This window comes from Variovorax sp. W1I1 (assembly GCF_030815625.1).
GTDB classification, from domain to species: Bacteria; Pseudomonadota; Gammaproteobacteria; order Burkholderiales; family Burkholderiaceae_C; genus Variovorax; species Variovorax paradoxus_C.
On record NZ_JAUSWZ010000001.1, the window covers coordinates 6,869,577 to 6,881,819 of the forward strand.

The 12,243-nt window shown below is 65.8% G+C and carries 13 protein-coding genes; 12 read left to right on the top strand and 1 reads right to left on the bottom strand.

The annotated features are described in order from the left end of the window. The first annotated feature begins 198 nt into the window (after nt 1–198). From QFZ83_RS31900 to QFZ83_RS31925, 6 genes are all read left to right on the top strand, one after another. Complete coding sequence (locus tag QFZ83_RS31900; protein WP_307512398.1) at nt 199–864, top strand: haloacid dehalogenase type II; 666 nt, start codon at nt 199–201, stop codon at nt 862–864. Next, on the top strand, nt 864–1,967 hold the full coding sequence (locus QFZ83_RS31905) for a phosphotransferase (RefSeq protein ID WP_307512401.1): 1,104 nt from the start codon (nt 864–866) through the stop codon (nt 1,965–1,967). Before QFZ83_RS31900 ends, QFZ83_RS31905 begins: the two co-directional genes overlap by 1 nt. Beyond that, on the top strand, nt 1,964–3,322 hold the full coding sequence (locus QFZ83_RS31910; RefSeq protein WP_307512402.1) for an aspartate aminotransferase family protein: 1,359 nt from the start codon (nt 1,964–1,966) through the stop codon (nt 3,320–3,322). Before QFZ83_RS31905 ends, QFZ83_RS31910 begins: the two co-directional genes overlap by 4 nt. Nucleotides 3,323–3,337: 15 nt before the next feature. Continuing rightward, nucleotides 3,338–3,838 (top strand): Lrp/AsnC family transcriptional regulator, encoded by a 501-nt coding sequence (locus tag QFZ83_RS31915; protein ID WP_013539092.1) that lies wholly within the window; start codon nt 3,338–3,340, stop codon nt 3,836–3,838. Between the two features lie 78 nt (nt 3,839–3,916). Next, nucleotides 3,917–5,067 (top strand): IS3 family transposase gene (locus QFZ83_RS31920; RefSeq protein ID WP_307502085.1). Its coding sequence is split into 2 segments (ribosomal slippage): nt 3,917–4,163 and nt 4,163–5,067, totalling 1,152 coding nucleotides; the frame shifts between segments, so codons are not numbered across the junction. Between the two features lie 273 nt (nt 5,068–5,340). Then, a complete protein-coding gene (locus tag QFZ83_RS31925) occupies nt 5,341–6,033 on the top strand; it encodes a phosphoglycolate phosphatase (RefSeq protein ID WP_307512404.1) in 693 nt (230 codons plus the stop codon). Nucleotides 6,034–6,043: 10 nt separating this feature from the next. On the opposite strand, the gene QFZ83_RS31930 is transcribed toward QFZ83_RS31925, so the two are convergent. Beyond that, on the bottom strand, nt 6,044–6,646 hold the full coding sequence (locus QFZ83_RS31930; RefSeq protein WP_306881810.1) for a chalcone isomerase family protein: 603 nt from the start codon (nt 6,644–6,646) through the stop codon (nt 6,044–6,046). Nucleotides 6,647–6,979: 333 nt separating this feature from the next. On the opposite strand from QFZ83_RS31930, the gene trpE reads away from it, so the two are divergent. The 6 genes from trpE to trpD are packed head-to-tail and all read left to right on the top strand — an operon-like array spanning nt 6,980 to nt 12,243. Next, complete coding sequence (gene trpE, locus QFZ83_RS31935) at nt 6,980–8,482, top strand: anthranilate synthase component I (RefSeq protein ID WP_306881809.1); 1,503 nt, start codon at nt 6,980–6,982, stop codon at nt 8,480–8,482. Further along, nucleotides 8,479–8,871, top strand: coding sequence for a GxxExxY protein (locus QFZ83_RS31940; protein WP_306881808.1), 393 nt, complete (start codon nt 8,479–8,481; stop codon nt 8,869–8,871). Before trpE ends, QFZ83_RS31940 begins: the two co-directional genes overlap by 4 nt. Next, on the top strand, nt 8,868–9,452 hold the full coding sequence (locus QFZ83_RS31945) for an aminodeoxychorismate/anthranilate synthase component II (protein WP_306881807.1): 585 nt from the start codon (nt 8,868–8,870) through the stop codon (nt 9,450–9,452). The genes QFZ83_RS31940 and QFZ83_RS31945 overlap by 4 nt, the downstream gene beginning before the upstream one ends. Nucleotides 9,453–9,458: 6 nt before the next feature. After that, complete coding sequence (ltaE, locus tag QFZ83_RS31950) at nt 9,459–10,517, top strand: low-specificity L-threonine aldolase (protein WP_307512406.1); 1,059 nt, start codon at nt 9,459–9,461, stop codon at nt 10,515–10,517. A gap of 16 nt (nt 10,518–10,533) precedes the next feature. Next, nucleotides 10,534–11,193, top strand: a complete 660-nt coding sequence (locus QFZ83_RS31955) for a LysE family translocator (protein WP_307512408.1) — start codon at nt 10,534–10,536, stop codon at nt 11,191–11,193. Between the two features lie 27 nt (nt 11,194–11,220). Continuing rightward, nucleotides 11,221–12,243, top strand: a complete 1,023-nt coding sequence (gene trpD, locus QFZ83_RS31960; protein ID WP_306881804.1) for an anthranilate phosphoribosyltransferase — start codon at nt 11,221–11,223, stop codon at nt 12,241–12,243.

Genomic DNA, 12,243 nt, shown 5'->3' on the forward strand with positions numbered 1-12,243 from the left:
TGTCTTGCGTGGCAAAGCGAATGGTGGTTCTGCCGACAAGTCAGCGCTCGGTACGCGGCGACCCGAAGAACAGCGCCGCCAAAAATGCCAGGCCGCTCGCGCATTGACCAAGAATCTGCTCGGTATCCACAGCGATATGGCATCTCCTGCAGAGGGGCAAACCTAGACTTGTTTCCTCTCAACGCAGCAGGTCTACCGATGATCTTCAAACCCAAATTCATCAGCTTCGATTGCTACGGCACGCTCATCAACTTCGAGATGGGCCCGACGGCAAAGGTCTTGTTCAAGGACCGCGTTCCAGCCGAGCGGATGCCGGCATTCCTGGACAGTTTCAAGGCCTACCGCCTCGACGAGGTGCTGGGCGACTGGAAGCCTTTTTTCGACGTGGTGGAAAACGCCATCCAGCGCACCTGCAAGGCGCACGGCATCGAATGCGTGGCATCGGATGCAGTCGCCTTGTACGCCGCGGTGCCGACCTGGCAGCCGCATCCGAACGTGGTCGAAGTGCTGGAGGCGATTGCGCCGCATGTGCCGCTGGTGATTTTGTCGAACTCGATGGTCGACCTCATTCCCCACAGCGTCGCGCACCTCAAGGCGCCTTTCCACGCGGTCTACACCGCCGAGGAAGCGCGCGCCTACAAGCCGCGCATGCAAGCCTTCGAGCACATGTTCGACCGGCTGGGATGCGGACCCGACCGGATGATGCATGTCTCCTCGAGCTTCCGGTACGACCTGATGACGGCGTCCGATCTCGGATTCATGGCCAAGGCCTTCATCGACCGGGGCCATGAGCCCACGTCGACCGAATACGGCGTGAGCCGCCTGACAGACGTTCGCCAGCTCCCCGCACTGCTGGGACTCTGATGGCCAGCCTCGACTCCTCCCCTGGCCGCCAGGGAGCGGTGCCCGAAGAGCGCCCGGACGAGGCCGCCGAACTGGGCACCGCAGTGCCCGACCTGGCGCCGGCCGAGGTGCAGGCGCTGGTGGCGCATCTCTACGGCATGGATGTCGGCGTGAAGGCACTGGCCGGCGAGCGCGACCAGAACTGCGCGCTGGAATCCTCGGACGGCGCGCGCTACGTGTTCAAGATCAGCAACCCGTCGGAGCCCGTGTCGCTGGTCGATTTCCAGATCGCCGCCATCGAGCACATCGCGCGCACCTCGCCCGGGCAGCCGGTTCCCCGCGTCGTGCGAATGCTCGATGGACGTGCGCGCGGCACCGTGGCGCTCGCCGACGGCACCCCCACCACCGTGCGCATGCTCACCTACCTGGAGGGCGTCCAGATACGGGAGACGCCGCGCACCGCCGCCCAGCGCATCGCGATGGGCAAGGGCCTCGCCGAACTGAACCTTGCCCTGCGGGACTTCACGCATCCCGCGGCCACGCACGATCTGCTGTGGAACGTGTCGGCAGCGCACCGGCTGACCGCGCAGCTCGACAGCCTGGCCGAAGGACCGCGGCGTGCGCTGGCCCGGTCGTTCATGGCGCGCTTCACCGTGCATGTGCTGCCTCGCCTCGCATCGCTCCGGGCGCAGGTGATCCACAACGACTACCACCTCTACAACGTGCTGGTCGCGCCCGATGAGCCGGCGCGCATCACCGGCATCATCGATTTCGGCGACATGCTCCATGCGCCGCTGGTGGGCGAGGTGGCGACGGCTGCCGCCTTCCACATGACCGGCAGCGCGGATCCGTTCGAAGGGCCGGCGCAGTTCGTCGGCGCCTACCAGTGCGTGCTGCCGCTGACCGCGCCGGAGCAGGAAGTCGTGGCCGACCTCATGGCGACGCGCCATCTCATCACTGCGTTGATCTCGGAGTGGCGCGCCCTGCGCTATCCCGAAAACCGCGCCTACATCCTGCGGCACAACCCCGCGGCCTGGGAGGGGCTGTCGCAGATGGCAGACCTCTCCCGCCACGACGCGCGCGACCGCTTGCTGACCCCCACACGAACCGGAGCCTCCTCATGAAAACCACTGCCGACTTCAACATGGTCAACGCCTACATTCCCGGCCGCGCCAACGTCGGGCCCGCCACCGAGGCGATGATCGAGCGGCGCAATGCGCTGCTCGGCCCGGCCTACCGGCTGATGTACGAACACCCGCTGCACATCGTGCGCGGCGACGGCGTCTGGCTGATGGACCCGGAAGGCCGCCGCTACCTCGACGTCTACAACAACGTCACCTCGCTCGGCCACTGCCACCCTGCGGTGACCGAGGCGATCTGCCGCCAGGTGCAGACGCTCGCGACCAATACGCGGTACCTGCACGACACCATCCTCGAGTTGGCCGAACGCCTGATCGCCAGCGTGCCCGGCACGGACCTGGCCCACCTGATGCTCACCTGCACCGGCAGCGAGGCCAATGACCTGGCCTACCGCATCGCCAAGGTGCGCACGGGCGGCACGGGTGTGATCGTGACCGACACGGCCTATCACGGCATCACCGACGCCGTGTCGCAGTTCTCGCCATCGCTCGGCGTGACGGTCGCCCTCGGCCCGCACGTTCGGCTGGTGCCGGCGCCGCGCCTGTACCACGCCGAAGGCGCCGATCTGGGAGAGCGCTTCACGCGCGACGTGGAGGCAGCGATTGCCGACCTGCAGCGGCACGGCATCAAGCCGGCAGCCCTGATCGTCGATTCGCTTTTCACCAGCGACGGCATCCTGCCCGAGCCCGCGGGCTTCCTGAAGGGAGCGGTCGAGGCGATCAAGCGCGCCGGCGGGCTCTTCATTGCCGACGAGGTGCAGCCAGGCTTCGGCCGGACCGGCGAGCACATGTGGGGCTTCCAGCGCCATGGCCTCGTTCCCGACATCGTCACGCTGGGCAAGCCGATGGGCAACGGCCAGCCGATCGCGGGGCTTCTTGCGACCGCCGACGCGCTGGCGGAATTCGGAAAGCACTCGCGCTACTTCAACACCTTCGCCGGCAACACGGTCTCTTGCGCGGCCGCGCTGGCGGTGCTGGAGACCATCGAACGGGAGCGGCTGTTGCCGCACGCCGCCCACGTTGGTCGGTTGCTGCGCGACGGCATCGCCGGGCTCGCCGCAAGGCACGAGGCCATCGGCGACGTGCGCGGCGCGGGGCTCTTCGTGGGCGTTGAACTCGTATCGAACCGCGCGACACGCGCGCCGGACCGCGGCCTCACCAGCCGGGTGGTCAACCTGATGCGCGACAAGGGCGTGCTGCTCAGTGCCTGCGCGCAGGGGCACAACGTGCTCAAGATCCGCCCGCCGCTGGTGCTGTCGGCGGAGCAGGCGGGCATGGTGATCGAAGCGCTCGACGCCTCGCTCGCCGAGGCGCAGCGCACGCCGCAAGCGTTGGCTTGAACGTACGATGGCGCGATGAGATCCGCAGTTTCCTTCGACCGGTTCGACCTCAAGATCCTTGTGCATCTGCAGCGCGAGGGGCGCTGCTCGAACGTCGACCTGGCGGAGTCGGTAGGCCTGAGCCCGAGCCCGTGCCTGCTGCGCACCAAGCGGCTGCAGGAGACCGGGCTGATCCGCGGCTACGGTGCCGACATCGCGCTGGAAAAGCTGGGCGACCACGTCATCGTGTTCTCGGAGGTCACCATCGGCAGTCACCGCCCGCACGATTTCCGCAAGTTCGAGGAGGCCGCCGCGAAGTACGAGGAAATCGTCGAGTGCTACAACGTCAGCGGCGGCTACGACTACCTGCTGAAGATCGTGGCGCCGGGCATCGGCTACTTCCAGGCAGTGATGGACAAGATGCTGGAAGAAGACATCGGCATCGAACGCTTCGCCAGCCGGATCGTCCTTCGCCACTCGATGGGACGGCGTGGATATCCGCTGGGCATCATCGCGACGCAAAAGCGGTGGGAGTGAGGTTGTGGGTCTCACTGAATCGCCCCGGGTTTTCTAGACACCTCTGAGCCTCAAACCTGAGGCCCAATAGGAGGTGCCATGAGTAAGCAGAGATATCCCGAAGAATTCAAGGCCGAAGCGGTCAAGCAGATCACCGAGCGCGGCCACAAGGTGGCCGATGTGTCGGCCCGGCTGGGCGTGAGTCAGCACAGTCTTTATCAATGGATCAAGGCCCAGCGCATGCCCACCGGTGATCGGCAGGCGCAGGTGTCGCAGACAGACGAACTGCGGCGGCTGAAGGCCGAGCTCAAGCGTGTGACCGAGGAGCGCGACATCCTAAAAAAGGCCGCAGCGTACTTTGCCAAGCAGTCCGGGTGAAGTACGCATTCATCGAGCGCCATGAAGGCGAGCACAGCGTTCGCAGGCTGTGCAAGGTCATGGCCGTTCACCCCAGCGGCTACTACGCCTGGAAGATCGAGCCGATGAGTTTTCGTGGCAAGGACGATCAACGTCTGCTGGGCCTTCTCAAGCACGCCTGGCTGGAGAGTGGAGGCGTCTATGGCTACCGCAAGCTGACCATGGACATGCGCGATCTGGGCGAGACATGCGGCAAGCATCGCGTGGCTCGCCTGCTCAAGCTCGAGGGGCTGCGCTCCCAGACGGGCTACCGCCGACGGCCTGGAAGTCGTGGTGGCAAGCCTGCCGTGGTCGCCCCCAATCATCTGCAGCGACGCTTCATAGTCAGCGAGCCCAACCAGTCCTGGGTCACGGACATCACCTACATCCGTACCCACGAGGGCTGGCTGTATCTGAGCGTGGTGATCGACTTGTTCTCGCGCCATGTCATCGGCTGGTCCATGGGGCACCGCATCGATACTGAATTGGCCCTCAATGCTTTGTTGATGGCTTTGTGGCGGCGCCAACCCAAAGCGACGGTCACCGTGCATTCCGACCAAGGCAGCCAGTTCACCAGCCATGACTGGCAAAGCTTCCTGCGCGATCACAACCTGGTGAGCAGCATGAGCCGGCGCGGCAACTGCCATGACAACGCAGTCGCAGAGAGCTTCTTCCAGTTACTCAAGCGAGAGCGCATTCGCCGACAAATCTATTCGACGCGCGATGAGGCCAGGGCAGATGTCTTCAACTACATCGAGATGTTCTATAACCCCAGGCGTCGCCACAACACCGCTGGCGACCTGTCGCCCGTAGAGTTCGAGCGACGCCATTTCCAACGGCTCAAAAGTGTCTAGGGAATCCGGGGCGATTCACACGCCCGATGCGAGGAGTGGCAGGATCGCACCGTGCGCCTCTTCGTCGCTGGGCTCGAATTTGTTCAGCTTGCCGGATCTTTGCTTCACATCACGGTCCGGGGCAGTGTCCTGTTTGATATTGCCGGCGTGTTGGATGGGGAGGCGTGCAGCTGGAACAGTGCGCATCCCGACCACGATTTCACTCGCTGGCCCTGCAGTTCTTTTTGAGGCCAGTAAAGTACCGGGCAACTTTTTGAACTCTGCTTATTTGCCTTGAACTCCACCAGCCTCGACCTCATTCATTTCGATGCCGCCATCGTCGACCTCGACGGCACCATGGTCGACACGCTCGGCGATTTCGCCGAATCCCTGAACCGCATGCTGCGCGACCTCGACCTGCCGCCGGTGGCGCCCGCCGCCATCGAACGGATGGTGGGCAAGGGCTCCGAGCACCTGATTCACTCGGCGCTCGTGCATGTGATGACGCCCGCCGGGGCGGCCGATGTCGAGGCCAGGGCACAGGCGCTCTTCGACCGCGCCTGGGACCGCTACCAGCACCACTACCTGGCGATCAACGGCCAGCACTCGGCGCTGTACCCGGGGGTGATCGAGGGGCTGAAGGCGTTGCGCGCGCGGGGCTTGCGGCTGGCCTGCCTCACCAACAAGCCAACCTCGTTCGCCAGACCGCTGCTGGCCGCGAAAGGTCTCGATGGTTTCTTCGAGCTGGTGTTCGGCGGCGATGCCTTCGAGCGCAAGAAGCCCGATCCGCTGCCGCTCCTGAAGACCTGCGAGGCGCTGGGCACGGTGCCGGCGCGCACGTTGATGGTCGGCGACTCGAGCAACGATGCGCGCGCCGCAAGGGCCGCCGGTTGCCCGGTCGTGCTCGTGACCTACGGCTACAACCACGGCGAGCCGGTGCGCGGCGTGGATGCGGACGGCTTCGTGGATTCGCTGGCCGATCTCTAGCCTCCAGTGGCTAGGAGGACTTGCCGAGCAGCGCGTCCTTCAGCTTCCAGTCCGCGGGGCTCGGGCCGAGCCAGATGCGCAGCAGCGCATTGAAGAAGGCCGGCTCCTTCACCGGATCGGGCTGCGGCACGCCGCGCACCGTGATCACCGTGCCGGTGCCGGGCAGCCAGTCGATGGTGAAGGTGTCGCCGGTCTTCAACTGCTTCTGGTCCGCGAACATCTGGCCCATGCGCAGCAGGCCCGGAATGAGGTTGACCATTTCGCTCTTCGGCGAGTTCTCTTCCACACCCTTGGTGAAGAGCTTGCCCAGTTCGTTGGCGTCGATGTCGCGCAGCATCGTGATCGCCACGCGCTTGGGGCCGGGGGCGGCCAGCGCCTCTTCGGGAGTGGACACCTTCTTGCCGACGTACAGGCCGGCCGTGTAGACCTTGAAGATCGCCTTGAAGCGAACGCCCGCGCCGTTGAGCTGCAGCGGGGTGCCGCGCAGGTCGAGGTGGTCTTCCAGCTTGACGCCGGCGACATCCACTTGCGCGGCCGAGGCGCCGAGCGCCGACGCCAGGCAGGCCAGCAGGGCGAGACGCGAGAACACCTTGGGGATCGAGAGTGCGGGCAAGTGGAGCCTCCTTGAATTTGCGAACGGTCGTGCGAATGTATCTTTTCGTGTTACCGCCAAGGCTTCGGGGGAACCCTGAAACCGGCTTTATTGCTCAATCGGCCGTTTTCGTGGGCTAAACTCCCGCTTCCATGTTCGTTCATCACATCAATCAAACAGGTGAAGGCAGCCGGGGAGCCTGGCCCTGGCGTAGCCATACTTCGCTGACTGTTTGATTGCACGGCGCACGCCGTGCGCCCGCGGCGCCGGATCGATCCCTTCGACTCCGGGCCACCAGTGAATGACCTTGCCACCGACCGAAGAAGCGTCGGCCGGCAATTGGAGAACGAATCCGTGATCACCGAACTTGAATTCAAGAGCCTCAGCGCCCAGGGCTACAACCGCATCCCGCTGATGGCTGAGGCCTTTGCCGACCTCGAGACACCCCTTTCCCTCTACCTCAAGCTGGCCCATTCGCAGGGCGGCGGCAAGCACAGCTTCCTGCTCGAATCGGTCGTGGGCGGCGAGCGCTTCGGGCGCTACAGCTTCATCGGCCTGCCCGCACGTACCTTGCTGCGCGCCAGCGGTTTCGGCGCCGATGCCGTGACCGAAGTGGTGACCGACGGGCAGGTCGTCGAGACCGCCGCCGGCAATCCACTCGACTTCATCGCCGACTACCAGAAGCGCTTCAAGGTGGCGCTGCGGCCGGGCCTGCCGCGCTTCTGCGGCGGCCTCGCCGGCTACTTCGGCTACGACACGGTGCGCCACATCGAGCGCAAGCTCGAAAAAAGCTGCCCGCCCGACACGCTCGGCTGCCCCGACATCCTGCTCTTGCAGTGCGAAGAACTCGCCGTCATTGACAACCTCTCGGGCAAGCTCTACCTCATCGTCTACGCCGATCCGAAGCAGCCCGAGGCCTACGCCAACGCCAAGCGGCGCCTGCGCGAACTGAAGGAAAAGCTCAAGTACTCGGTGAGCGCGCCCATCGTGAAGCCCACGCAGGCGCATCCGCCCGAGCGCAGCTTTGCCAAGGCCGACTACATCGCGGCCGTGGAGCGCGCCAAGGAAATGATCGCCGCCGGCGACTTCATGCAGGTGCAGGTGGGCCAGCGCATCAGCAAGCGCTACACCGAGTCGCCGCTGTCGCTGTACCGCGCGCTGCGCTCGCTGAACCCCTCGCCCTACATGTACTACTACCACCTGGGCGATTTCCACGTGGTCGGTGCGTCGCCCGAGATCCTGGTGCGCCAGGAGAACACGGGCGATGGCGAGCAGAAGATCACCATCCGCCCGCTGGCCGGCACCCGTCCTCGCGGCGCCTCGCTCGAGCTCGACAAGGCGGCCGAGGAAGAACTCATCAACGACCCCAAGGAGCGCGCCGAGCATGTGATGCTGATCGACCTCGCGCGCAACGACATCGGCCGCATCGCCAAGACTGGCACCGTGAAGGTGACCGAGGCCTTCGCGGTGGAGCGCTACAGCCATGTGATGCACATCGTGAGCAACGTCGAAGGCACGCTGAAGGACGGCATGACCGCCATCGACGTGCTCAAGGCGACCTTCCCGGCCGGCACGCTGACCGGCGCGCCCAAGGTGCATGCGATGGAGCTCATCGACCAGCTGGAGCCCACCAAGCGCGGCCTCTACGGCGGCGCCTGCGGCTACATCAGTTATGCGGGCGACATGGACGTGGCGATCGCGATCCGCACCGGCATCGTGAAGGACCAGATGCTGCATGTGCAGGCCGCGGCCGGCGTGGTCGCCGACTCGGTGCCCGAGCTGGAATGGAAAGAAACAGAGGCCAAGGCGCGCGCACTCCTGCGTGCGGCCGAACTGGTCGAGGAAGGCCTGGAATGAGCACCACACCGGATATTCAGAACGACTTCTCGCACGAGATCATCGGCGCCGCCGTCGAGGTGCAGCGCGTGCTCGGCACGGGGCTCGACGAGGGCGCCTACGCTGCGGCGCTGGCCATTGAGCTCGCCGAACGCGAAATCGGCTTCACCCGCGACGTGGCGCTGTCGGCCGCCTACAAGGGCCGCTCGCTCGGTGAGGTGTACCGCGCGGGCTTCGTGATCGAGCAGTCGGTCATCGTGGAACTCAAGGCAGTCGACGTGCTGACCGACCTGCACCGCGCGCAGGTGCTCGCGGCGCTGCGTCTCTCGGGCCTCAAGCTGGGCCTCTTGATCAACTTCAACGTGTTCCCCGTCGTGAAGGGCGTGCACCGGATTGTGAGCAAGCCATGAAACTGCTGATGATCGACAACTACGACAGCTTCACCTACAACATCGTCCAGTACTTCGGCGAGCTGGGTACGGATGTGCAGGTGCATCGCAACGACGAGATCACCGTCGCGCAGATCGGCGAGCTGATCGCCTCGGGCGTGACGCGGCTCGTGGTGTCGCCGGGGCCATGTTCTCCGGCGGAAGCGGGCGTCTCGGTGGCGGCCATCGAGGCCTTCGCGGGCAAGCTGCCCATCCTGGGCGTGTGCCTCGGCCACCAGGCCATCGGCGCGGCGTTCGGCGGCAAGATCGTTCGGGCGCAGCAGCTCATGCACGGCAAGACCAGCGAGATCACGACCACGCAAGAGGGCGTGTTCGCGGGCCTGCCCGAGAAGTTCATCGTCAACCGCTACCACTCGCTCTCTATCGAGCGCGAGAGTTGCCCGAAGGAATTGGCTGTCACCGCGTGGACCGACGATGGCGAGATCATGGGGGTGCGGCACACCGGATTTGCGCATGACGTGCGCATCGAAGGCGTGCAGTTCCATCCCGAATCGATCCTCACAGAACATGGTCACGCCATGCTCAAGAACTTCCTGGACTGACCCACCATGACTGAACGCACTTCCGTCGTCGACCTGCGCAGCGACACCGTCACCCAACCCACCGCTGCCATGCGCGAAGCCATGATGGCCGCGCCGCTCGGCGATGACGTCTTCGGCACCGACCCGACTGTCAACGCGCTGCAGGAAAAGATCGCCGCGCTGCTGGGTTTCGAGGCGGCGCTGTTCGTGCCGACCGGCACGCAGAGCAACCTCTGCGCGATCCTCTCGCACTGCGGCCGCGGCGATGAGTACATCGTCGGTCAGCAGGCGCACTGCTACCGCTGGGAGGGCGGAGGCGCCGCGGTGTTCGGCAGCGTGCAGCCGCAGCCGCTGGACCACGCACCCGACGGCACGCTGCCGCTCGCGCAGATCAAGGCGGCCATCAAGCCCGACGACGCGCACTTCGCGCGCACGAAGCTGCTGGCGCTGGAGAACACGCTGGGCGGCAAGCTGCTGCCGTTCGACTACGTGCAGGCCGCGACGGACTTGGCGAAGAGCAAGGGCCTGCAGCGGCACCTCGACGGCGCCCGCCTCTTCAACGCGGCGACGGCGCAGGCCGCGCTGAACAAGCGCAGCGATATCCGCGCCGAAGCCCGCCGCATCGCGCAGTGCTTCGACAGCGTGTCGGTCTGCTTCAGCAAGGGCCTGGGCGCGCCCGTCGGCTCGGCGCTGGTCGGTTCGCGCGAGTTCATCGCGCGGGCGCACCGCATCCGCAAGATGGCGGGCGGCGGCATGCGGCAGGCGGGCCTGTTGGCTGCGGCTGCGTCGCATGCGCTCGATCACCATGTCGATCGCCTGGCTGACGACCACGCGCTGGCCCAGCGCCTAGCGCAGGGGCTCGAAGGCATCGAAGGCCTGACCGTCGAGGCGCCGCACACGAACATCGTTTTCGTCGATCTCACGGGTGCGGCGCAGGCGCGTTCGTCGGAACTGCTCGCGAGCCTCAACAGCCAGGGCATCCTCGCGACGGGCCTCTACCGCCTGCGCTTCGTGACGCACCTGGATGTCGACGCGGCCGGCGTGGACCGGGCGGTTGCCGCGATCCGCGCGTTCTTCAAGTCCTGAATCCGGCGAGGATGCGATGCCTGATCTTCCCCATCTGCTCGCCTTCATCGCCGCCGGCTGGTTGCTGAACCTCACGCCCGGCCCTGACGTGCTCTATGTCGTGGCGAACTCGCTGCGCTCTGGCGTGCGCGCCGGCATCGTCGCCGGACTGGGCATCACCGCCGGCTGCTTCGTCCACATCTTCGCGGCGGCGGTCGGCGTTGGCACGCTGATGGCGACATCGGCAGCGGCCTTCACGGTGCTCAAGTACATCGGCGCGGCCTACCTGCTGTACCTCGGCGTGCGCATGGTGCTGTCGCGACCAGCGCCGCCTGCAGATCTCGGCAGGGCGGCCGCAGCAGGCGGGGAACGCGGCCTCAAGGCGATCTTCCTCGGCGGTTTCTGGACGAACGTGCTCAACCCCAAGGTGGCGTTGTTCTTCCTGGCCTTCGTGCCGCAGTTCATTGCGCCCGGCGCCGATGGCAAGGCGCTGTACTTCGTGCTGCTGGGCGTGCTGTTCAACCTCAACGCCATCCCCGTCAACGTGGGATGGGCCGTGGCGGCGGGCTGGATGGCGCGCCGTGGCGCCGTGCAGAAGGGCATGCACTGGCTCGACCGCGCGGCCGGCGTCCTCTTCATCGGCTTCGGCCTCAAGCTCGCATTCACCGACGCACCGGCCGTTCGCGTCGGCCACTGACCACAGACAGACACCAGGAGACTTCCCATGATCACCCCCCAGGAAGCGCTGCAGCGCACCATCGAGCACCGCGAGGTCTTCCACGACGAGATGCTGCACATCGTGCGGCTCATCATGAGCGGCGAGTGCTCGCCCGTGATGATGGCCGCACTGATCACCGGCCTGCGCGTGAAGAAGGAAACCATCGGCGAGATCACCGCCGCCGCGCAGGTGATGCGCGAGGTCTCGACCAAGGTGCCCGTGACCGACACCACGAATCTCGTGGACATCGTGGGCACCGGCGGCGACGGCTCGCACACCTTCAACATCTCGACCTGTTCGATGTTCGTTGCGGCCGCGGGCGGCGCGAAGGTGAGCAAGCACGGCGGGCGCAGCGTGTCGAGCAAGTCGGGCAGTGCCGATGTGCTGGAGTCACTGGGCATCAACATCAACCTGAAGCCCGAGCAGATCGCGCGCTCCATCGAGCAGTGCGGCATCGGCTTCATGTTCGCGCCCAACCACCATCCGGCGATGAAGAACGTCGCCCCGGTGCGCAAGGAGTTGGGCATCAAGACCATCTTCAACATCCTCGGCCCGCTGACCAACCCCGCGGGCGCGCCGAACATCCTGATGGGCGTGTTCCACGCCGACCTCGTGGGCATCCAGGTGCGCGCGCTGCAGCGCCTGGGCACCGAGCACGCGCTCGTGGTCTACGGGCGCGACGGCATGGACGAAATTTCGCTGGGCGCCGCCACGCTGGTGGGTGAGCTCAAGAACGGCGAAATCCGCGAGTACGAACTGCACCCCGAGGACTTTGGCTTTGCGATGTCGAGCAACCGCGCGCTGCGTGTGGAAACGCCCGAGCAGTCGAAGGCGATGCTGCTGGGGGTGCTCGACAATCAGGCCGGCCCGGCGCTCGACATCGTGCTGCTGAATGCCGGCGCGGCGCTGTATGCGGCCAATGTGGTCGACTCGGTGGCCGCGGGCGTCGAACGCTCGCGCGAAGCCATCGTGTCGGGCGCGGCGAAAGCCAAGCTCGCCGAGTTGGTCAAGGCCTCCGCGACCGTTTGA